The organism is Paenibacillus sp. DS2015, assembly GCF_050433705.1.
Taxonomy (GTDB): Bacteria; Bacillota; Bacilli; order Paenibacillales; family Paenibacillaceae; genus Paenibacillus_AQ.
Map to the genome: position 1 here is coordinate 1 of NZ_JBNPWS010000042.1, position 21,485 is coordinate 21,485.

Annotated in this window: 26 protein-coding genes; 21 read left to right on the forward strand and 5 right to left on the reverse strand. The window is 40.0% G+C overall.

Annotated features, from left to right (window positions below; translation table 11 throughout):
• The first annotated feature begins 324 nt into the window (after nucleotides 1-324).
• The 8 genes from J2T13_RS23725 to J2T13_RS23760 all read left to right on the forward strand — a co-directional run bounded on the left by J2T13_RS23725 (nucleotide 325) and on the right by J2T13_RS23760 (nucleotide 7,117).
• Entirely contained in the window at nucleotides 325-804 is a 480-nt protein-coding gene (locus J2T13_RS23725) for a GNAT family N-acetyltransferase (RefSeq protein WP_429374916.1), read from the forward strand.
• A gap of 485 nt (nucleotides 805-1,289) precedes the next feature.
• The gene (locus J2T13_RS23730; protein ID WP_429374917.1) at nucleotides 1,290-1,964 is read left to right on the forward strand and encodes an HAD family hydrolase; all 675 of its coding nucleotides are present in this window, start codon (nucleotides 1,290-1,292) and stop codon (nucleotides 1,962-1,964) included.
• A 199-nt stretch (nucleotides 1,965-2,163) separates the two neighbouring features.
• Nucleotides 2,164-2,490, forward strand: coding sequence for a hypothetical protein (locus tag J2T13_RS23735; protein WP_429374919.1), 327 nt, complete (start codon nucleotides 2,164-2,166; stop codon nucleotides 2,488-2,490).
• Between the two features lie 784 nt (nucleotides 2,491-3,274).
• Nucleotides 3,275-4,654, forward strand: a complete 1,380-nt coding sequence (locus J2T13_RS23740) for an MBL fold metallo-hydrolase (RefSeq protein WP_429374921.1) — start codon at nucleotides 3,275-3,277, stop codon at nucleotides 4,652-4,654.
• Between the two features lie 19 nt (nucleotides 4,655-4,673).
• On the forward strand, nucleotides 4,674-4,886 hold the full coding sequence (locus tag J2T13_RS23745) for a DUF3006 domain-containing protein (RefSeq protein ID WP_429374922.1): 213 nt from the start codon (nucleotides 4,674-4,676) through the stop codon (nucleotides 4,884-4,886).
• Between the two features lie 436 nt (nucleotides 4,887-5,322).
• Nucleotides 5,323-5,706 (forward strand): VOC family protein, encoded by a 384-nt coding sequence (locus tag J2T13_RS23750; RefSeq protein WP_429374924.1) that lies wholly within the window; start codon nucleotides 5,323-5,325, stop codon nucleotides 5,704-5,706.
• A gap of 38 nt (nucleotides 5,707-5,744) precedes the next feature.
• Nucleotides 5,745-6,035, forward strand: a complete 291-nt coding sequence (locus J2T13_RS23755; RefSeq protein WP_429374925.1) for a MazG nucleotide pyrophosphohydrolase domain-containing protein — start codon at nucleotides 5,745-5,747, stop codon at nucleotides 6,033-6,035.
• A gap of 242 nt (nucleotides 6,036-6,277) precedes the next feature.
• Nucleotides 6,278-7,117, forward strand: a complete 840-nt coding sequence (locus J2T13_RS23760) for a stalk domain-containing protein (protein ID WP_429374927.1) — start codon at nucleotides 6,278-6,280, stop codon at nucleotides 7,115-7,117.
• Nucleotides 7,118-7,145: 28 nt separating this feature from the next.
• Here J2T13_RS23760 and J2T13_RS23765 read toward each other — a convergent pair whose 3' ends face one another.
• A complete protein-coding gene (locus J2T13_RS23765) occupies nucleotides 7,146-7,877 on the reverse strand; it encodes a ZIP family metal transporter (protein WP_429374929.1) in 732 nt (243 codons plus the stop codon).
• A gap of 57 nt (nucleotides 7,878-7,934) precedes the next feature.
• Nucleotides 7,935-8,504, reverse strand: coding sequence for a thymidine kinase (locus J2T13_RS23770; RefSeq protein WP_429374931.1), 570 nt, complete (start codon nucleotides 8,502-8,504; stop codon nucleotides 7,935-7,937).
• Nucleotides 8,505-8,695: 191 nt separating this feature from the next.
• Between J2T13_RS23770 and J2T13_RS23775 the strand changes: the two genes are divergently transcribed.
• Nucleotides 8,696-8,908, forward strand: coding sequence for a hypothetical protein (locus J2T13_RS23775; protein WP_429374932.1), 213 nt, complete (start codon nucleotides 8,696-8,698; stop codon nucleotides 8,906-8,908).
• A gap of 159 nt (nucleotides 8,909-9,067) precedes the next feature.
• On the opposite strand, the gene J2T13_RS23780 is transcribed toward J2T13_RS23775, so the two are convergent.
• Nucleotides 9,068-9,376, reverse strand: coding sequence for a DUF2627 domain-containing protein (locus tag J2T13_RS23780; RefSeq protein WP_429374933.1), 309 nt, complete (start codon nucleotides 9,374-9,376; stop codon nucleotides 9,068-9,070).
• Between the two features lie 152 nt (nucleotides 9,377-9,528).
• Between J2T13_RS23780 and lpdA the strand changes: the two genes are divergently transcribed.
• From lpdA to lipB, 5 genes are all read left to right on the forward strand, one after another.
• On the forward strand, nucleotides 9,529-10,950 hold the full coding sequence (gene lpdA / locus J2T13_RS23785; protein WP_429374934.1) for a dihydrolipoyl dehydrogenase: 1,422 nt from the start codon (nucleotides 9,529-9,531) through the stop codon (nucleotides 10,948-10,950).
• A 204-nt stretch (nucleotides 10,951-11,154) separates the two neighbouring features.
• Nucleotides 11,155-12,231, forward strand: a complete 1,077-nt coding sequence (locus J2T13_RS23790; protein ID WP_429374935.1) for a thiamine pyrophosphate-dependent dehydrogenase E1 component subunit alpha — start codon at nucleotides 11,155-11,157, stop codon at nucleotides 12,229-12,231.
• Nucleotides 12,222-13,208, forward strand: a complete 987-nt coding sequence (locus tag J2T13_RS23795; protein WP_429374936.1) for an alpha-ketoacid dehydrogenase subunit beta — start codon at nucleotides 12,222-12,224, stop codon at nucleotides 13,206-13,208. The genes J2T13_RS23790 and J2T13_RS23795 overlap by 10 nt, the downstream gene beginning before the upstream one ends.
• Before the next feature lie 24 nt (nucleotides 13,209-13,232).
• Complete coding sequence (locus J2T13_RS23800) at nucleotides 13,233-14,606, forward strand: dihydrolipoamide acetyltransferase family protein (protein ID WP_429374937.1); 1,374 nt, start codon at nucleotides 13,233-13,235, stop codon at nucleotides 14,604-14,606.
• A 66-nt stretch (nucleotides 14,607-14,672) separates the two neighbouring features.
• The gene (lipB, locus tag J2T13_RS23805) at nucleotides 14,673-15,371 is read left to right on the forward strand and encodes a lipoyl(octanoyl) transferase LipB (RefSeq protein WP_429374938.1); all 699 of its coding nucleotides are present in this window, start codon (nucleotides 14,673-14,675) and stop codon (nucleotides 15,369-15,371) included.
• A 100-nt stretch (nucleotides 15,372-15,471) separates the two neighbouring features.
• Here lipB and prli42 read toward each other — a convergent pair whose 3' ends face one another.
• Nucleotides 15,472-15,564, reverse strand: a complete 93-nt coding sequence (gene prli42 / locus J2T13_RS23810; protein ID WP_429374939.1) for a stressosome-associated protein Prli42 — start codon at nucleotides 15,562-15,564, stop codon at nucleotides 15,472-15,474.
• 92 nt (nucleotides 15,565-15,656) lie between these two features.
• Here prli42 and J2T13_RS23815 point away from each other — a divergent pair, with 92 nt between their 5' ends.
• Nucleotides 15,657-16,802: a M20/M25/M40 family metallo-hydrolase gene (locus J2T13_RS23815; RefSeq protein ID WP_429374940.1), complete on the forward strand. Its 1,146-nt coding sequence runs from the start codon at nucleotides 15,657-15,659 to the stop codon at nucleotides 16,800-16,802.
• A gap of 81 nt (nucleotides 16,803-16,883) precedes the next feature.
• Here J2T13_RS23815 and mciZ read toward each other — a convergent pair whose 3' ends face one another.
• Nucleotides 16,884-17,018 carry a Z-ring formation inhibitor MciZ gene (mciZ, locus tag J2T13_RS23820; RefSeq protein ID WP_429374941.1) on the reverse strand — a complete coding sequence of 45 codons (135 nt, stop codon included), beginning with the start codon at nucleotides 17,016-17,018 and terminating at the stop codon, nucleotides 16,884-16,886.
• Nucleotides 17,019-17,111: 93 nt separating this feature from the next.
• Here mciZ and J2T13_RS23825 point away from each other — a divergent pair, with 93 nt between their 5' ends.
• The 6 genes from J2T13_RS23825 (at nucleotide 17,112) to J2T13_RS23850 (ending at nucleotide 21,438) form a co-directional block, all read left to right on the forward strand.
• Nucleotides 17,112-17,699 carry an NUDIX domain-containing protein gene (locus J2T13_RS23825; RefSeq protein ID WP_429374942.1) on the forward strand — a complete coding sequence of 196 codons (588 nt, stop codon included), beginning with the start codon at nucleotides 17,112-17,114 and terminating at the stop codon, nucleotides 17,697-17,699.
• Nucleotide 17,700: 1 nt separating this feature from the next.
• Nucleotides 17,701-18,906, forward strand: coding sequence for an endonuclease Q family protein (locus J2T13_RS23830; protein ID WP_429374943.1), 1,206 nt, complete (start codon nucleotides 17,701-17,703; stop codon nucleotides 18,904-18,906).
• Between the two features lie 148 nt (nucleotides 18,907-19,054).
• Entirely contained in the window at nucleotides 19,055-19,678 is a 624-nt protein-coding gene (gene spoIIM, locus J2T13_RS23835) for a stage II sporulation protein M (RefSeq protein WP_429374945.1), read from the forward strand.
• Nucleotides 19,679-19,826: 148 nt separating this feature from the next.
• Nucleotides 19,827-20,078, forward strand: a complete 252-nt coding sequence (locus tag J2T13_RS23840) for a GlsB/YeaQ/YmgE family stress response membrane protein (protein WP_429374947.1) — start codon at nucleotides 19,827-19,829, stop codon at nucleotides 20,076-20,078.
• A gap of 502 nt (nucleotides 20,079-20,580) precedes the next feature.
• Entirely contained in the window at nucleotides 20,581-21,042 is a 462-nt protein-coding gene (locus tag J2T13_RS23845) for a Fur family transcriptional regulator (RefSeq protein WP_429374948.1), read from the forward strand.
• A gap of 156 nt (nucleotides 21,043-21,198) precedes the next feature.
• Nucleotides 21,199-21,438: a DUF4227 family protein gene (locus J2T13_RS23850; RefSeq protein WP_429374950.1), complete on the forward strand. Its 240-nt coding sequence runs from the start codon at nucleotides 21,199-21,201 to the stop codon at nucleotides 21,436-21,438.
• Nucleotides 21,439-21,485: the final 47 nt, after the last annotated feature.

Genomic DNA, 21,485 nt, shown 5'->3' on the forward strand with positions numbered 1-21,485 from the left:
CCTCCTTTTTCACTAGATGATAAAGGAAGGTTTAGAAAATGGCAGTGAAAGATTGTAGGATTTAAAAAGCTACCGCGTAGCGGTTTAGTTCAACACTGCATTTCTGCTGCGTCGCTGACGCTCCTTGGTCGCCAAGAGGATTATCGTAGAAGTGGAATCAGGCGACACATCCAACCAGCTAAGTGGCAGAGCCACCCGGACCTACGGTCCTTGAGCCGTTCGGACGTCAGAAATGCGCAACGTTATATGAAATCAGCGCAAAATCAAAATTACTAACCAAATTATGAAAGCGTTAACGAACAAGTTGTTTAAGGGAGGTTATTTATGCAATATGCGATAAGGGTAGCTACTGTAAATGATATTGATGGACTCTGCTCAATAAGAAATAATAAAGACTTATTTAACTCATACCTAACACAGCAAGAGAATAAAGAAGCAATATTGTTCGTTGCTGAAATGGATAATATGGTATTAGGGTTCGGTGTTCTACGATTAACAGGAAAATTGATTCCTAAGTTAAGTGATTTGTATGTCAAACAAATGTACCGTGGGAAAGGCATAGGTTCAGAACTGATAAGATATAGAGAACGTCTTGCAAAGGAATTAAGTTATATCGAAATGTATGTTAGCGTTGACCCTATTGAAAATCCCAATATGATTAAGCTAATTTCTAAACACGGATATTATGCTATTTCGGCACCGTATTCAAAAAACGCTATATACTTCAATGAAGATGGCTCAAGTTTTAAGAAGACATATAAAAGGATTGACTTAAAAAAACTACTTATCGAAGGAGATAAGTAAAATAACGAATGTGTATCGAAGAAGGCGCTGACATCATATAACACTCTGGATTGGTTGCGCAGTTGCCCGAAAAAAAGACCTTCAGTATGAAGTCTTTGAATAACGATATCATATGAGCTAAATAAATTTTTTGAGTTCTTTTGGCAAAGCCTCGTAACTCAATTGAAAATGTTATGGATTGAATCAAATCTTGCATATATGAATACCTCCTTTTTCACTAGATGATAAAGGAAGGTATGGTGAAATGGCACTAAAGGATTGTGGGATTTAAAAAGCTACCGCGTAGCGGTTTAGTTCAACAATGCATTTACGCAGGGAGTGAGCCCTTGGTCTGCGGAAAAGAGTTCGGTGAAGCATTTGCAGGAAGACAACCCTATGAGGCTAAGTCTTCCTTCCGGCGCTGATGAGCCTTAAGCCTCTTGGGTTTGTGAACGCGTTATATGAAATCAGCGCAATACAAGTAAAACATATGGAGGTACATATGAATGATATTCTTTGATTTGGATGAAACATTATTCGATTTTAAGTCGGCTGAATACTCAGCTGTAATTGCGTTTTATAGACAATTTCAAGAATCTTCAAAATGTAATGCATTGGATTTTTATTATCTTTGGTGTTCAATAGGAAAGAAACATTTCGATAGATTTTTGCTTGGCGAGTTAAACTTTGAGCAACAAAAAATTGTAAGAATGATTGATCTTTATCAATCGTTCGGCATTAAGATTGATGAAAAAAGAGCCATGGATTATTTTCAAGTTTATCTCAATTACTTTGAAGAAAATTGGATAACATTTAATGATGTAATTCCTTGTCTAAATAATCTTAAAGAATATCGTTTAGGCGTCATTACAAACGGTGATTCCTCGCAACAAAGACAAAAGCTTGAAAAAATAGGTATACTTTATAACTTTCAGTTCGTTATAGCGTCAGGAGATATTGGAATCTCAAAGCCTAACGCAGAAATATTTTTACATGCATGTAAGGTGGTACAAGAAAAGCCGGAAGATTGTTTCTATATAGGGGACAATTTAAAAACGGATATATTACCTTGTGAGAAGACTGGAATGAAGGGGATCTGGTTGAATAGAAATGGTGACAACTCAAATTCTCATATTAGAACTATTAATTCATTAAAAGACCTGCGAGAACAGCTATTTTGAATGTATACACTAACTTCATATAACACCATATCATGCTTCGGGCATATATATTGATCTTGCTATGGATCTTCAGAGAAGAGGATTCAGGAGACACATTGATTTTCCTAAGATAAGAGCAATTTAAGGGAAATCAGCGGGGTAATGCACGAACGGTATGTGAAATCGATGAAACTAAGAAAATTCTAGGGGTCTGATTGAAATGAATAAAAAAATATCACGTAACAGTATTTTATTGACATCGTATCTTGTAGTAATCATTTTCTCAAGTATAATCTTTATTCCAAGTTTTGAACTTTGGGGTTCAGAAAAAGACATTAGAGGATATAGTTATGTATTTCTTTTTAATTTAATTGTAGATCGAGAAGAAGTAGACGGATACCTAGTTTTTTATCAAATTGATTATTTAAGAACACTGTATACAATTGGAATTATTACTTTGGTATTTTCTGTTGCTTGGAAGCTCTTTGCTCTATGGGATAAAGAAGATAAGGAAGATGAAGCGAAAATCAGTGAAATGCAGCAATAGGCAAAGAAAAAAATAGAAATGGGGCTTCAAGATGAAAGGCAAATCGAAAAATAATTTTTTTTTATTGATTTTGAGTTGCCTTATATTTTCATTGTTATGTAGCAATGATGGATCCAAAACACTTTACCAAAAATTCGAAATAAATAACTACTATGCTTCTTTATTTTTAGATGTTTTAGTCAACTTATTTGCAGCTCTTTTTATACTTAAGGTAGTTTCGAAATTGAAATTTTTTGAATGCTATCGTAATTTTATGATGAAGTACTTTAATCGAAGAACAGGGAATTTTATTAGCTATATAGTTATTTTAGTATTACTCTTGTTATTACTTTTACCTATAGTGCTTTTTATCGAGCCTGAATATATTGTGACTTTCATAGGATATCATTTGTTGTTTGTATGGATTTTTTTAATAGATAGTTTTATAAATACAGAAACATCAGAAGACAATAAATAAGGGGAAGTGCTGCACAGTTACTGTAAGAACACAAATAGCGAGTAGCAGCTAAATATCGTTAGAAGAAGAGCACTTAGTCCAGTAGGCTAGGTGCTCTTTTGTATTGCTGACAACCTAATTTTTCAGGAAGAGAGTAGCAGAATTATAGTTGAAACTTTCCCTGTAACCAAACCGAAAAGAATGGTGTTTTTAATAACTAATGTTGAAAAAATTGGATAATATGGTTGTATAAATGGTAAATCTAATCATGGTAAATGTAATATCTTGCTTAATACATCCAGTTGGTTATAAGATAATGGCAATAACACTAATCGGGGGATATACATCATGGAGGGTTTGGCAACAATATTAGTTCTATTGTCGATGGTTGGATTAATCTTAGCTATTACTGGGATAATCAAAGGAAGTATTAAATTTCTTGGAATAAAGGATAGGAAAAATAGCAGTTATCTTTTAATTGCTTCTATTATATTAACTGTTATTGGTAGTTTACTACTTCCTGTAGATAACAGTACAGTTGCTCTTCAGACGCATGTGTCGCAGAAAGAGGAAGTAGTTGTCACTTCCGCTAATAAGGAATCAGCAGAAAATGAAAGACCAACAGCTATTAATCAAACGCCAGATAGTGACCGTGAGACAACGGATAATAAACAAGTTGAATTATCACCAACGACAACAATAAAAGTTGAGGCAACCAAAGCGGCTTCGACGAAAGAAGTGAAAAGCGCGACAGAGACTCCTATAACACCTACAGGTACTCTCAAAATACATTATATAGATGTTGGACAAGGCGCATCTCAATTAATATTAACACCTAACGGTAAAACAATGCTTATAGACGCTGGTAACAATGATGATGAACAGCGTGTGGTTAACTACCTTAAAGAACAAGGTGTAACTAAGGTTGATATTCTTATTGGTACACATCCAGATGCTGATCATGTGGGTGGTTTAGATGCCGTAGTGGATGCATTCGAAATGGGTAGCATATACATGCCGAAGGTTTCTTCTAATACAAAAACATTTGAATCGGTACTAACGTCCATAGCCAATAAAAATTTGAAAGTCACCACGGCAAAAGCGGGAATTGATCTCTCACTAGATGAACAAATTTCCCTGAAAATATTAGCTCCAATAAATACGTATGACGATGTGAATAATATGAGTGCTATTCTAAAGCTTACGTTTGGAGATACCTCATTCCTCTTTACTGGTGACGCAGAAGTAGAAAGTGAAAATGACCTACTCGATGAGGGTACTCTTTTAAAATCAGATGTGCTGTTGGTTGGGCACCATGGTTCTAACTCTTCTACAAGTCAGTCATTCTTAGATGCAGTTAATCCTAATTATGCGGTAATTCAAGTAGGTAAGAATAGCTATGGTCATCCTACAAGTAAAATTCTAAAACGACTTACGGATAAAAAGATTAAAATATATCGAAATGATGAACAGGGTACGATCATCTTTGCAACGGATGGAAAGAAAATTACAGCGTCACAGACTGAATCGAAGGTAACAACAACTAAACCAACGGTATCAGAAGTTCCTACAACCACTCCTAAGTCCGTTGAGAAGTCGAAGCAGGAATCAGTCACCTACGCAAATTGTACGGCTGTCAGAGATGCAGGGAAGGCTCCATTGTATAAGGGGGATGCTGGTTATAGTACGAAGCTGGATCGTGATAAGGATGGGATTGCTTGCGAGTAATGATTAGGAGGTCTTATTTATGAAGGGTATAGTTGATCGATTTGAAGGAGATTACGTTGTCATTGAGATTGAGGGTCAGACAAGAGACATTGATAAATCTGATGTAGCTGTATCTGTCAAAGTAGGAGATGTCGTTATATTCGTTGCTGGAGTATGGAAGACGGATGCAACGGAGACAGGACAACGAGAACAGCAGATTAAGAAGCTTATGGATGATGTCTGGGAAGATTAATCCTATTAAAATAATAATTAAATATCCTACACTTGTTTCTTTATGTTTATTTGTAGTGTGGTGTAGGTGAATAGCCGCTTATAACTAAAAGTAGGGCGTTGTGTGCCCTACTTTTAGTTTGTTTTCTACCATGCTATTCACGACCCCACCATCATGAGAAACTACATTTACCGTTAGTGCCATATACCACATAAATATAAGATACAAAGTTAGTAATAATCCTGTTGCTACTCTCATTTCCCGGAAAATCACCCTCTATAAATATCCAAAAGATTATTCTATCATTTTTAGCAATTCATGCAACCCATAGATATCACCGCAATAAGCGGTATATAATCAAGAAATATGAGGGTAACAGAGATTAGATTGGACAATCCGTTCGTGTAGCGGTCATCTATCAATTCTATATATTTTACGTACAAAGGAGTAATTAACCATGATTGAGTTCGAACATATACATCATATAAGTTTAGCTGTAAGAGATTTGGAGAAAGCTAAGAGATTCTATTCCGACATCCTTAAATTTCGTGAGATTGAACGTCCAGCATTCAATTCCAAAGGGGTGTGGTATGCGATTGGTGATCAGCAACTACATCTTCTTGAGCACCCAACAGGTGAGACATTACGTACACGCGGAGTCGATACTACAGACGGTCATTGTGCAATATGGGTTAAAAGCTATCAACAGACCATCCAATGGCTGGAGTCAAACCACATTACTTACGAAGCTAGACCGAATAGTATTGCTGGGTTTGCTCAAATATTTATTCTGGATCTAGATCACAATATCATTGAGTTCGCAGCTAACTATGATTCATAAGATAGATTCGTCTATAGAATAAAGCGAGGAGTATGGAGATGAATACATCTGAGTTTCAACAATATGTAAGTGAGTTTAGTAAAGTTAAAGGATTCGACAAGAGTTCTATTGAGCAAAGAATGTTGTACCTCATGACTGAAGTGGGGGAGTTGTCTAAAGAGGTATTGACTGTCTCTTTTCACCCAGATGAGGAAACGAAAGAGAACTTGGGATTCGAGATGTATGATGTCGTATGGAATATCTTCGATTTAGCCAATAAGCTAAATATTGATTTAGATCAGGCCTTCACAAAGAAACAGGAAATCAATGATAAAAGGACTTGGAAATAGGGTCAGGAATCTCAAAATTCACACGCAAAAAGCATGGTAATCTATCATGCTTTTTTTGTGCTTTTTCAGTAATGGAACAGGCATTCCCACACTGTAACAATTTGCTATATTAGTTACAAACTTTTTTCTGGAAATATTGCTAAAATAAGCATAGGATAAGAGGGAAAGAGGAAATAACAAGCATATAGAATCAACTAAAGGAAAAATTATTCCCAAATATAAATGAAGAAGGTGAGTCATCCTTGAAAAGAAAATGGATTATCGCTACAACGGCTGCGTGTGTATTATTTGGTACCTCTGTGATGGCTTTCGCTTCTAATCCCATAAAATTAATGATCAATGGTACGGAACATTATACTGAGGTTTCCCCACAAATTATGAATGGACGAATTATGGTTCCTCTCAGCGTGATATCGAATGTGTTTGGTAAGGAAACAACTTATGATAAGAATGCTAAGAACGTGAATATAAAGGATATTCAAGGTAAGATCATTGCTGAATCAGAATCAGGAGAAATGAAAATTACTGCTAATCAGGGAGAGTATGGCATTTATGAACAACTGACGCTTGTAACGACAAATTTCAGTCGAAGTTTACGTGGAGGTTATAATGTTGTCAACCCTTCCTATGCCCCAGAGATCATATCAGCGGATGTAAATGGGGATGGCAAAGACGAGATCGTGATTATTCTAACCACGGGTTATGGTACGGGTGTATATCAAAGTGAAGTTCGAGTATTGGAAGGGGATACAGGAATTGAAATTCATACGGAGGATGCATTATCCGTATTTAGGAAGCAATTCAGTAAAGGTCAGGCGACAGCTAAAGGCATTGAATTTGATCTGAATAAGCAACATATGGTTATTGCTGATGCTGAAGTAGGCGCAGAGAATAAGGAGACAACCCAAGAAATTGGGCTTGGTGGCATTATTAAATATGAAGTGGAGAACAACATACTGAAGGCAACAACAGCTGTCCCAAGATTTCTCTCGGATTATATTGGTGAGCTGCAGGTCCAGTATGTGTTCAAGGATGATCTCTTACAAGGGGGAACGGCTACTTTTATAGGATATGAAGACTAGCGGCCTATTGTATCTCGTTGGCTAGTCTTTATCCGAATATGTAACTGATATATACCATAATGAGTAGACCAATAATGAAGGAATACGTTGAGGGTCTTTCATAGCCATGACTATGACTTTCTGGAATCAATTCTTTATAGACAATGAACATCATAGCACCCGCAGCAAAGGCTAGTCCGTATCCGATTAAGGATTCGACGTAGCTAGCAGCGAAATAACCAATAATGGCAGAGATCACTTCCATAAATCCAGTTACAGCAACGAGGAGAAAAGCATTCAGCTTCGATACATTGGAGTTGAGAAGAAATACGGCAAGGATAAGCCCTTCTGGCATATTCTGAGCTCCGATGGATATCGCAACCATGGGTCCCAGACTCTCATTCTGGCTAGCGAAGCTAAATCCTGTACTCAGTCCCTCTGGAATGTTATGAATAAAGAGGGCGATCAGCACTAACAGTGATTTGGAATCAAAGGTGCTGATTCCTGAATCGTTCTCTACATCGATATGTGGAATGTTCTTTTCAATGACATCTAATACGATAATGCCGAGCATGAAACCGATCGTTAATACCCAAATGCCAGATTCATTAATCGCTTGTGGCATGAGTCCAAAAGTGGAGGCAGAGACCATAATTCCTGCTGTAAAGGCGATAAGGATATCTTTCCATTTCTCAGAGAGACTTTTTACAAACAAGAGGGGGACTGCACCTAATATTGTAGCCATAGCCGATATGAAACTTCCAAGTATAGCTGTTTCCACGGGAAAACTCCTTTGTTTATTCGACGGGTTAAGATCAAGTAATATGACTTTGTTGTTCTATAGTGGAGGGTTAGCGTGACATTTACGGCACACAGGGTAGTACGTCTCGTTCCCACCAATCTGGATTTGTTCTCCGGTGTAAACCGGCTTCCCATTCTTAACACGTAGGGTCATTGTCGCTTTACGCTCACAGAACCAGCAGATCGTCTTCAACTCTTCTATTTTGTCTGCATAGATTAGCATATGCCTGCTACCCTCAAAAAGATTATTCTGAAAGTCATTTTTTAACCCAAAACCCATGACGGGTACATCAAGTTCATCCACAACCCGAACAAGCTGCTGAATCCCTTCTTGACTCATGAACTGACATTCATCTACGAGTACACAGGAAGGTTTAGGTTGATATTTCTGAACAATGCTAAAAATATCTGTATCTGGATATACAGGAATGGCTTCCCGTTTAAGACCAATTCTAGAGGAAACATAACCGACTTCGTCTCGATCATCCATAGCGGAAGTGAAAAGTAAAACATGTTTGTTCTGTTCCTCATAATTATGGGCGACCTTTAGAATTTCAATCGATTTCCCACTGTTCATAGCTCCGTATTTGAAAAATAACTGTGCCAAGGTTTCCGCGTCCTTTCAAACCTACTTTTTTGTCATTTCTTCATAATAACAAAACTCGATTGATATAAACAGTACCAAAATAGAGTTGATTCTATATAATTAACGATTTCCATACTACGAATCATTGAAGTTCCTGTCCTAGAAGTGTTATGGTTGATAAGGTGAAGTTAAGCATAAACGGAGGAACAACAATGAATGATACATTAGAACATTATAAAGAGCGGATTGCTGTTATAGAGAATCAAGGGAATCAAGATCCAGACATGTTATTGTTACTGAACCATCTGGTGGAGGACTTGGAGAAATGTTATCAGCAGAATCTTTCCCTAAGAAAAGCGGTATTGAAATCTAATTCCAAAGAGTCCAGAATGTCCACGAAGCTTCGTGATGCACTCATGGAATAGACGAATACTACGTTGTCACCTGATGATTAAGATGTTATTGAAGTATTATGTCTAATTATGCTTACAAAAAAACCCGAGTAGTAGTGGAAGTTAGCCCTGTTGAGAAGGGATACCTCCATGCTATGCCGGGTTGTTGATGTTGGGTTGTTGGGTTGTAAATTACGACGGTTGTACAGGTGACTTGGATTCTTGGGGTTTGCGCTTTTGTTTAAAGCGGGGTCCAACATAATTACGTTTGCGGTCGCGAGACAATATCCAACCTCCAAGGAAGGCCATTCCTGCAGCAAAAAGGAGTAATCCTCCTCCAAAATGTAGCCATTGAAAATTCGGGTCTATAACCGAGTCATCCCCATGAAGCACAATATACTCGTATATAGAATCTTTCATCATTAGAAATCCGACCATGGCCATCAGACCTGGAACAACTAGAATGATAATGGCGATGAAGCGGGTAATAAGCAATTTCATAGCTGAAATCCTTCCTATGGTTGAAATGTTGATCTCCTTGTATCATAACGTGTTCGTGTTTGTCTGTCCATTTGTGAAGTGTCAGACATTTGTATTGCAGACAAAAGAGAGTACAATATAAATTAGAAAAAATGAATTCGTGGAGGGTGTTTATGTCTATTACTTGTGATGTTGCAGTGCTTGGTGGGGGAACGGGTGGATATGTCGCTGCTATACGCGCGGCCCAACTGGGTAAAGATGTCGTCATTATCGAAGAGGACAAGCTCGGAGGAACATGTCTGCACAGAGGCTGTATTCCTAGTAAGTCTTTGTTACGTAGTGCCGAAGTATATGCCGAAATTAAAGAGAGTGAAAGTTATGGGATTGAAACGAACGGAGCAACATTAGTATTCCCTAAAGTACAACAACGAAAGACGGATATCGTGGAGAAGTTGCATCAAGGTGTGCAATATCTCATGCGTAAAAATAAAATAAAAGTACTCTACGGCAAAGGACGCGTGACAGGACCTTCTATTTTCTCACCAAAAAGCGGAGGCGTAGCCGTGGAATTGTCCGATGGAGAGATGGAGACAATCATTCCAACGAATCTAATTATTGCAACGGGCTCAAGACCGCGGGTTCTGCCAGGTCTAGAACCAGATGGGATATACATTCTAAGTAGTGATGAAGCGTTAGTGATGGAACAGTTACCTAAATCTATGGTGATCGTTGGTGGCGGGGTTATTGGTGTGGAGTGGGCCTCGATGCTGAACGATTTCGGTGTGGAAGTGACGATTGTTGAAGCTGCGAATCAATTACTTCCTTTAGAAGATGAAGATATCGCGCGCGAACTTCACAACCTATTTACGCGCCGCGGAATTAAAGTGATAACAGGCGGTCAGGTACTTGCAGATACATATGAAGTTCAGAATGGACATGTTTCTATAGGAGTGAAAATTGGAGAACAGCAACAGATCCTTGAGGCTGATCAGTTACTAGTATCGATTGGCAGACAAGCGAACGTGGAGAATATCGGAATTGAGAATACGGATGTTCGTACAGAGCGTGGTTTCATTGCTGTTAATTCCTTCATGCAGACGGGTGAAGCGCATATTTATGCGATTGGAGACGTGATTGGTGGCTTACAACTAGCCCATGTGGCAAGTCACGAAGGAATAGCCGCTGTGAACCATCTAGCGGGTGAAACGGTGCATTTGTACCCATCTCATCTTATTCCACGATGTGTATACACGAGACCTGAAGTTGCGAGTGTAGGTTACACAGAGAAAGAATCACGAGCATTAGGTTATGATGTGAAAGTAGGGAAGTTTCCTTTTCAAGCGATAGGGAAATCCTTAGTCCAAGGTAGTAAAGATGGATTCGTTAAAGTTATCGCAGATCAGAATACCAACGATATTCTGGGTGTCCATATGATTGGTGTTCATGTTACGGATCTTATTAGTGAAGCGGCTTTAGCTCAGGTCCTTGATGCTACGCCTTGGGAAGTAAGCCAGATGATTCATCCACATCCGACCTTGTCAGAAATTATGGGTGAGGCCATGCTTGCTGTAGATGGGAAAGCGATAGGGTTGTAGAATGTAAGCTAGAAGAAGGGTTCATTTCATTCGAGTACACTCAATAAAGGGTAGTTTAATTCCTTGTTGTACATCGATGTGATCAAATGGGCTTTTCTTTTTGGGGGTAATAGGATTATAATAAGGTTAAGCCTAGTCTTAGTACCTGGTTATAAGATCAGATCAGAGAAAGGGAAAGGCGCTATGAATAAGGAGGTATCTCCCATGAATGATAATAAGAATACTACGAATGTGAACCAACATGAGCAACTTGGGCTAAGTGATGGACAAGTGATTGATATGTACAGATATATGCTACTAGCACGAAAGTTCGATGAGCGTAATTTACTGTTGCAACGCGCGGGAAAAATCAACTTCCACGTGTCTGGTGTAGGTCAGGAGACGGCTCAAGTGGCGGCAGCCTTTGCCCTTGATCGAGAGAAGGATTATTTTCTTCCCTATTATCGTGATTACGGATTTGTGCTTGCTGTGGGTATGACTCCCCGTGAGTTAATGCTATCTGCCTTTGCTAAAGCGGAAGATCCTAATAGTGGTGGACGACAAATGCCGGGACATTTCGGAAGCAAACGTCTTCGAATTGTCACAGGTTCAAGTCCGGTTACGACTCAGGTACCGCATGCGGTTGGGTTAGCACTTGCTGCCAAGATGAAGAAGAAAGACTTTGTTTCGTTCGTTACTTTTGGGGAAGGTTCGAGTAATCAGGGCGACTTTCATGAAGGTTGTAACTTTGCAGGTGTACATAAATTGCCTGTTATTCTAATGTGTGAGAACAATCAATATGCCATTTCCATTCCCCTTCACAAGCAAATTAGTGGCCGAATTAGCGATCGTGCTCTAGGGTATGGATTCCCAGGGATCCGGGTAGATGGAAATGATGCACTTGAAGTCTATCGTGTGGTAAAAGAAGCTAGAGAGCGTGCAATTCGAGGCGATGGACCTACGCTGATCGAAGCGATGATGTACCGACTTTCGCCCCATTCAACTTCAGATAACGATCTAGCTTACCGAACGCAGGAAGAAATAGATGATAACTGGAAGAAAGATGGCGTAGCTCGGATGAAGACTTATCTTATAGATTGTGGGATCTGGAATGAGGAGCAGGATGCAGACTTAGTAGTACAGCTTAATATGGAGCTTAAAGAAGCTATAGAATATGCTGATCGTGCACCGTTCCCGAAACCAGAGGATACACTTCTGCATGTTTATGCTGATCCCGAAGATGATGCTCAGCGTGCTAATTCTCCTAGTGAGAATGTTAAGGAGGCGAAATCATGGCAGTAATGGAATATATAGATGCGATTCGATTAGCAATTAAAGAAGAGATGGAACGTGACGAGAACGTATTTCTATTAGGTGAAGATGTTGGGGTGAAAGGTGGGGTGTTTACAACCACTAAAGGTCTAATAGATCAGTTTGGTGAGATGCGGGTCATGGATACACCTCTAGCAGAGTCCGCGATTGCGGGTGTAGCGATTGGTGCTGCGATGTACGGAATGAAGCCTATTGCTGAAATGCAGTACTCGGACTTCATGTTCCCTGCTACAAATCAGATCATTAGTGAAGCAGCCAAAATTCGCTATCGTTCTAACAATGACTGGAGCTGTCCGATTGTGGTGAGAGCACCGATTGGTGGCGGTATTTTCGGTGGATTGTACCATTCTCAATGCCCTGAATCTGTCTTCTTGGGCACACCAGGACTTAAGATTGTTGCACCTTATTCGGCATATGATGCGAAGGGATTGCTCAAGGCTGCTATACGTGACCCTGATCCAGTACTCTTCTTCGAGAATAAGAAATGCTATAAATTGATCATAGAAGATGTGCCTTTAGATGACTATATAGTGCCACTTGGCCAAGCAAACGTGCTACGCGAAGGGGATGACATTACGGTCATTAGTTACAGTATGCCCCTACATTTCTGTATGCAAGCTGCAGAAGAGATCGAGAAGGAGTCTGGCATTACAGCTCATATTCTAGATCTTCGCACGCTCCAGCCGCTGGATCGGGATGCTATTATTGCAGCGTGTAAGAAGACGGGAAAAGTATTGATTGTTCATGAAGATAATAAGACCGGTGGGGTTGGTGCCGAGGTGTCAGCTATCATTTCTGAGGAATGCTTGTATGATCTAGATGCTCCGATTACGCGCCTTTGTGGTCCTGATGTTCCTGCGATGCCGATCAGTCCACCGATGGAGAAATTCTTCTTGCTAAATAAAGATAAAGTCAAAGAAGCTATGCTTAAGCTGGCGAACTACTAGGAAGCTGAGGAGTGAGAATAAAATATGTCTAATCAAAAAAAAATCGATGTGTTTATGCCACAGCTTGCCGAATCACTCGTATCTGCAACGATTGGCAAATGGCTGAAGAAACCGGGAGATGTCATAGAACAATATGACCCGATCTGTGAAGTGATTACAGATAAAGTCAATGCTGAAATTCCGTCTACTGTAGATGGGATTATGGGTGAGCTGATTGGAGAAGAAGGTCAGACGATAGATGTAGGTCAGATCATTTGTACCATTCTAGTGAATGCCACCGACGAAGTGTCTGGAGCTGTAACATCAGCGCCTATATCGAATGCAATAGCTCAGAATGATGCTGCAACGGGAGCAGATCAGTCCATGCGTGCTAGATATTCTCCGGCAGTTCAAAGTCTAGCGCTGGATAATCAATTGAATCTAGCTGATATACCGGGAACAGGGATGGGCGGACGTATTACACGTAAAGATGTGTTGACTTTTATAGAGCAAGGGGCTTCTAGACAAGTTACACCGTCTTCCCAAGCGTCAGTACCTCAGGCGGGCTCAAATTCGCCGTTCGAAGGCATGCAGAATAGCAATCCATCAGTAACGCCAGAACAATATGTGGAGAATCAAGCTCCAGCATTACGGAATTCAGGACTCCATTTAAATGAAAGTCCTCAAATCCCGAATAATGTTGCGGCCAGTCAACAAGGCAGAATGGATACGATGATCGATATTACGCCTGTCCGGAATACGATAGCTACACGCATGCGGCAAAGTGTGTCTGAAATTCCACATGCATGGACGATGATCGAGGTCGATCTCACGAACTTGGTGCTACTTCGTAATAAGATAAAAGATGAATTCAAACGAAATGAAGGTTTTAATTTAACGTATCTTGCCTTTTTGATAAAGGCTGTTGTAAATGCGATTAAAGATTATCCTATTATGAACTCTGTCTGGGGTGTCGATAAGATTATCGTCAAACGTGATATTAATATTGCGCTTGCGGTGGGTACCGAAGATACGGTTATGACGCCTGTTATTAAAAAAGCAGATCAGAAGAATATTGCGGGTCTTGCTAGAGAGATTGAAGAACTAGCTACCAAAACACGGCAAGGAAAATTAAAGCTTGATGATATGCAAGGCGGTACGTTTACCGTGAACAATACGGGGTCATTCGGATCGGTCTTGTCCTATCCAATTATTAATTATCCACAAGCGGCTATACTGACCTTTGAATCTATCGTGAAAAGACCCGTTGTTATTAATGATATGATTGCGGTTCGCTCTATGGCTAACCTATGTTTATCTCTAGATCATCGTATTCTAGATGGTGTCATCTGTGGGCGATTCTTACAGCGTGTGAAAGAGAACTTAGAAAGTTATACTCTAGACACGAAAGTGTATTAAGATCGCTCTATTGGAATAGTCATAAGCAGAGGGTTAATTCTTCATTAAGAAAAGGCGGGACCTGCAATGCGCAGAATACTTGAGATATCTTATACACCAATGATGGACTATGGTAAGGCTTGGGATTTACAGAAAGAGTTAGTACGCCGGATTGATCTTGGAGAGCAGCAGGAAAGTCTGTTGCTCTTACAACATCCCCCGACATATACTGTGGGCTCACAACGTCATCCTGAGCATCTTCTTCTGAGTAAAGAACAATTACAGGAACGTGGGATTGAATTGTTTGAAATTGACCGTGGTGGAGATATTACATATCATGGACCTGGCCAATTGGTGGGTTATCCTTTATTGCTATTAGACGGACAAATGGGCTTGGATCTACATGGATATTTGCGGAATCTTGAACAAGTCATGATAAACTTCCTCGCTCAGTATGGAATTGAGGCAGGACGTAAACCGAAATACACAGGGGTATGGGTTGGGGATCTCAAAATTTGTGCCATAGGTGTTAAGTTTAATAAATGCCGGAAGCAAAGAGGTTTTGTGACAAGTCATGGATTTGCTTTTAACGTTAAATCAGGAATTCAAGATGAAGGGTTTCAAGGTATTATTCCATGTGGAATAGATAGCTTCGGGGTAACTTCATTAGAGGATTGTACCGGTAGATCGTTCACAATGAAGCAAGTCGCGGATGAAATTATTCCTTTATTTACCGAAGTATTTGATCAGTATGAAGGGCAGTGTATTCGAGAAGATGTGAGTTGATCAATCACAGATTAACGCCTTCGTCGTCCCCCAAGGACGACTTTCGTTATTTAGAATGTTCGTACTTGCTAATATTGAACAAAGCCCGTTGATTAACGGGCTAAAAGAGTTCAATGACCATGAGCAGAGTAGAACCTAACATGGCTATTAACATGAGATAAATAATGACACGGAACCATTTTTTACGTTGCATGAGTAACTCCTTTATGTTTGGATTAATCTAAATTTTAGGCACAGGCAAATCTAGTCTTATTATAACGTATCCACGAGAGAGAGGGAAGTCCATTGATTTCACAAGAGCGAATCGTTAAAGAATTTATGGAATTAGTTCAAATAGACAGCGAAACGACGCAAGAACAGGAAGTCTCTGTGATCCTTAAGAGAAAGTTTAGTGAACTTGGGCTACATGTTGTAGAAGATAATAGCCAAGAGTTAACAGGCCATGGTGCAGGTAATTTGATCATCACTTGGGAAGCCGATTCATTAGAGAATGCTCCGCATATTTTCTTTACTTGTCACATGGATACTGTTACGCCTGGTAAGGGTATTAAACCAACACTTCATGAAGATGGATGGATTACTAGTGATGGCACAACGATCCTTGGTGCAGATGATAAAGCGGGTGTAGCTGCTCTTTTGGAAGCGATTCGTGTGATCCAAGAACAGAAAATTCCCCATGGTCAGGTTCAATTTATTATTACAGCGGGCGAAGAATCCGGCCTCAAGGGTGCGCGTTCATTCGATCCTACAAATATTGATGCCGCATTCGGATATGCGCTGGATTCTAATGGGGAGATTGGTGCAATTGCTGTAGCTGCTCCTACCCAAGCCAAAATCAAGATGAGTATTACAGGGAAGTCTGCTCATGCAGGTGTCAATCCTGAAGATGGGATCAGTGCTATTCAAGTGGCTTCTAAAGCGATAGCACGTATGAAATTAGGTAGAATTGATCATGAGACGACAGCGAATATTGGAAAATTCTTCGGTGGTGGAGCTACTAATATTGTGTGTGACTACGTGGAGTTGGATGCAGAAGCACGTAGTATCGTACAAGAAAAAGTAGATAAGCAAATAGCAGATATGCGAGAAGCACTAGAAGTAACAGCTCGTGAGTGTGGCGCGCAATGTGAATTCGTGGGCGAGATCGTCTACCCTGCTTTTAACTTTAATGAGAACGATGCTGTTGTACAACTTGCTGAACGTGCCATTACAAGCTTAGGATTGACGAGTCGTTTATTCCATTCGGGTGGAGGTAGTGATGCCAACATTTTTAACGGTTTTGGTATTCCTACCGTGAATTTAGCTCTTGGCTATGAAAATATTCATACAACAAAAGAACGGATTAAAGCCGCAGATATGGCAAAAGCAGCTGAAGTTGTTGTTGCGATCATTCAAGAATCCGGTAAAGAAACAGCAACCAAGGGGAAATAACCCTCGGGATATTCTATATAGATCACAAGAAGCCTGACCTCCAGTGTTATCGAAGGTCAGGTTTCTTTTATATGAACCCGCCTATTTCGTCTTCTCTAGCAGTTCTTTGACTGTGATGTTTTGACCCCATTGTTTTTGCCACTGTTGGAGCATGATTCTAATCTGCCAGGCTTGTCCTACCATGTGGAATGAATCCGTTGATCGATAGCTCTTCATAGGTTTTCCTTCTTTCGAATGAGGTTTGTTATAATAAGCATATGTAGGAGCTCAAACGTTCATACTTGTTTAATATCAAAGGAGGTTTTTTTTGTGGAAAATACAAATAATATAAATTCAAAGTCATCTTCGTCTTCACTAGAGGAGATCACGTTATCAACTGAATCTATCTTTCAAGGGAGAATCATTTCCCTACAGGTGGATACGGTACAATTACCTGATGGAAATACAGCTACACGTGAAGTTGTTAGACATCCTGGGGCTGTTGCTGTCCTTGCTTTACATGAAGGGAAGTTGATTGTGGTTGATCAATACCGTCAACCTATGGGGCGTTGTGAAGTGGAGATTCCAGCAGGAAAGCTTGAACCAGGAGAAGATCCACTGGAAGCGGCTATACGAGAATTAAAGGAAGAGACAGGATATAGCTGCGGTGAAATTAAGCACCTTCAATCCTTTTATACATCCCCTGGTTTTGCAGATGAGTTGATCCACTTATATGTTACGGAGGAGCTGACTGTAGGCGAAATGGCGCCAGATGAAGATGAGTTTCTGGAAATGTCAGAAATTACATTGGAAGAAGCATACCGTTATATCAAAGATGGGCGGATTAGCGATGCGAAGACCATTATGGCGGTGTATGCTTGGCATCTCTATACGTTGACAGGTAAGTTTGGTGAATAGGTTGAGCGAAAATGAATTAAGAGATGACACGCTTAAAGCGTATTACGCAGACCTTCACATACACATTGGACGTGCTTCAGATGGGCAAGCTGTAAAAATTACAGGCAGCCGTAATCTTACATTTGAGAATATAGCTAGAGAAGCCTCTGAACGGAAAGGGATTGAGTTAATTGGTATCATCGATTGCCATTCTCCTTCAGTACAAAATGATATTATATCGAGCCTACATTCGGGAGAAATGTCTGAAGTTGCTGGAGGGGGTATTGCGTATAGAGGTACCACGATCCTACTGGGTTCTGAAATTGAAATCTATGAGCCAGATAAAGGGGCAGCACATGTACTTGCCTATTTTCCAAATCTTGAAGTTATGCAGCATTTCACGGTATGGATGAGTTCGCACATGAAGAATGTGAATCTTAGCTCGCAGCGGTTGTATGTTCCCGCTCGTATACTACAAGAGGAAATTTATGCGCGTGGGGGGTTAATGATTCCAGCCCATGTGTTCACACCGCATAAAGGGATTTACGGTAACGTGACAAGTAAAATGGCAGATGTATTAGATCTGAGTATGGTAAGTGGAATTGAGTTGGGTCTTAGTGCAGATTCTGCCATGGCAGGAACGCTGAGTGAACTTGATGATTTTACTTTCTTGAGTAATTCAGATGCGCATTCCCTTGGTAAAATAGGACGAGAGTATAATCAATTAAGATTGAGCACGCCTTCTTTTGCAGAATTCAGTAAAGCGCTGTCTAGGATCGATGGGCGAGGGGTGATGGCGAACTATGGATTAAATCCTCGATTAGGCAAATATCACCGCACCTATTGTAACCATTGCCATGCGATTGTTGAGGAATCCTCTAGTGCCGAACATTTATGTCCACATTGTGGAAGTAAAAAGGTGGTGCAAGGTGTACTTGATCGTATCCTAAGTATCGCTGATAGACAGGAAGCTTACATTCCTGAACATCGTCCACCTTATCACTATCAGGTACCACTCGAATTTATTCCTGGTCTAGGCAAGGCCACTATGGCAAGCCTGCTTGAAGTATTTGGTACGGAAATGGCTATTCTTCATCAAGCGAAGGAAGAGTTAATTGCAGAAGTCGTTGGAGCTAATATGGCCTCTCAAATCGTAATGGCACGTAGTGGCTTGTTATCCCTAACTGCTGGTGGAGGCGGAACGTATGGCAAAGTGATTAAACCGTAACTCATATGGGAGTTACATAACCCTTGAGTATCTATGAGTTTTAAAGTGTGCTGGATATGACGAATAAGAGTGGATCGAGGACAAGTCATAGTTTGTGGAAGTCTCTCATAACCTAGGAGTATGTGATAGGAAGGGAGACTCTTCAGCTATGCCATCTTTACGCCATTCTTTTAAGGATCAGACCACACTCTATATCTTTGTAGCGGTGTTATTCTTAGTAGGGGTTATCTTCGGTGCGTTAATGGTTAACGCCCTTTCGCTCGAGCAACAGCAGGATTTAGCTAGATATTTAGGTAATTATTTTGTGACTGTGGATCAGGGAAATAGTACATCTGTACAAGACACCTATTGGAGCATTGCAGGTCTACATTTGAAATGGGTAGGCTTAATTTGGATTTGTGGTCTCTCGGTCATTGGATTACCAGGGATTTTAGTTCTAGATTTTCTAAAAGGTGTACTCATCGGCTTCACCGTAGGTTATTTAGTGGGGCAATTCTCTTGGAAAGGACTTTTATTTGCCTTAGTCTCCGTTGCTCCACATAATTTATTGGTTATTCCCGTGTTGCTTATATGTAGTGTGTCTGCTATTACTTTTTCACTGCATATTATTAAGAATAGAGTGCTTATGCACCATAATAACAATTTCAAACGTCCATTTGTGAGTTACGTTGTGCTTACGTTAGTTATGGCTGTGCTCATGCTAGGGATATCTTCATTTGAAACTTGGGTTACACCAGCGATGATGCGCTGGGTAACACCCTTTATGATTTGAAATCATTGAAAACGAAAAATCACGTTCTCTGCAATATTCGAATATAGAACTAACACCTAATAGGTGTGTTCATTCACGTAAGAAAAAAAAGTCACCAATCCCAACATGCGAGCATACACTGTAAAAACGGTTTAAAGGGGACAAGTGAATGTATCTGATCTGGATATTAATTATCGGTGGGTTAATTGGTTGGTTAAGTGGCAATCTGATTGGTAGAGATGTTCCAGGGGGTATTGTTGGTAATATTGTAGCAGGTTTTATTGGCTCATGGTTGGGTACAGAATTGCTTGGAGCTAGAGGACCTGTCGTAGGCGGATTTCATATCGTTCCAGCGATCATTGGCGCTATAGTAACATTGCTTATTTACTTCGCTATTATGCGTGGGAGAGGTTTTCGCTAACGACAAAAATAGTTCACAGCCAACCGCCTAACAAGTAGGCGGTTTTATTTTGGTCTAAATAAAGGGGGGACATTGAGAACATTAATTGGTAAATCCCAACCTATAAATCCCATCTATAATCAATCTGAAGACTTCATATGGTATCCTGCGAGAGAATCCAATCGAAGTCACCTACGAATCCGAAAATGAACCCTCCAACGTTTTATTTAAAGTTAGTTTCTTAACCACAGGGAAATAATTACGTTATACCGCCATAATACACTAGCTTACAAATTTCTGTCATGAGTAATAAAATACGCTAAAATCATTAATTTTTACATATTGATACTGTTGCTGACGAATAATGATGCAATAGGGGAGGGGACACAGGTAACACCTAGGTTAATCCATTCTTCGACACTCTCATTCCTACAATAGAATGGGTTTGACTTTATTTATATAATCCCACTATAATGAAAGAAGTGATTATTAAATGCAGTAATTTCCTAGGGGGAGGGAGAAGATGCAAGCTCGGATCGATAAAATCAAACAACAATTACAATCCCAAGGCTATAAGCTGACACCCCAGCGGGAAGCAACGGTCAGAATTCTACTTGAGAATGAAGAAGATCATTTAAGTGCGGAAGATGTATTCATGTTAGTCAAAGAAATAGCTCCCGAGATCGGACTCGCTACAGTGTATCGTACACTAGAGCTTCTGAGTGAATTACATGTCGTGGAGAAAATTAATTTCGGAGATGGCGTCGCTCGTTATGACCTACGGACAGATACTGCCAAGCATCATCACCATCATCTAATCTGCGTACAGTGTGGTAGAATGGATGAAATACGTGAAGATTGGCTCGGTCCATTGGAAGAACGTCTTGATAAAGAATACAATTTTGCAGTATCTGATCATCGACTTGATTTTCATGGTATTTGCTACCGTTGTAAAGAAAAGAACGACAACAATAAAGAATCTTAAGGATTATCAATATTGATTGGGAATATGAAGCTCTCACCGGTACTGGATTCATTCGGGGGGGCTTTTTGCTTGTCCATGTAGACTATGGTGATGTCTAGTAGCAATGGAATATATGGGGACAGACCGTCATATCTTCTTGGATGAGGGGGAGTTCCTATGGTTATTTCATTGCGCAAATGTATTGGGATTCTAAAGTTTATTATTGTGTTTGTCGCATTAACTTATATGTTCTATCACATGCTAGGTTTATTTGGTCGTTGGATCACACCTGTGGATCAATATAGGATTCCTAAAGGCTATGCTGTCAAAGCATTTCAGTCTCAGGATGGAACCCGAAATGTAGAACATGCTAATATGGGTGAACGTTTACGATTCTATTATTGGTATGGTGAATAAGGTTCTGTACGCAGGATTATGTAGATTTATGTCGAAAATACTGTTAA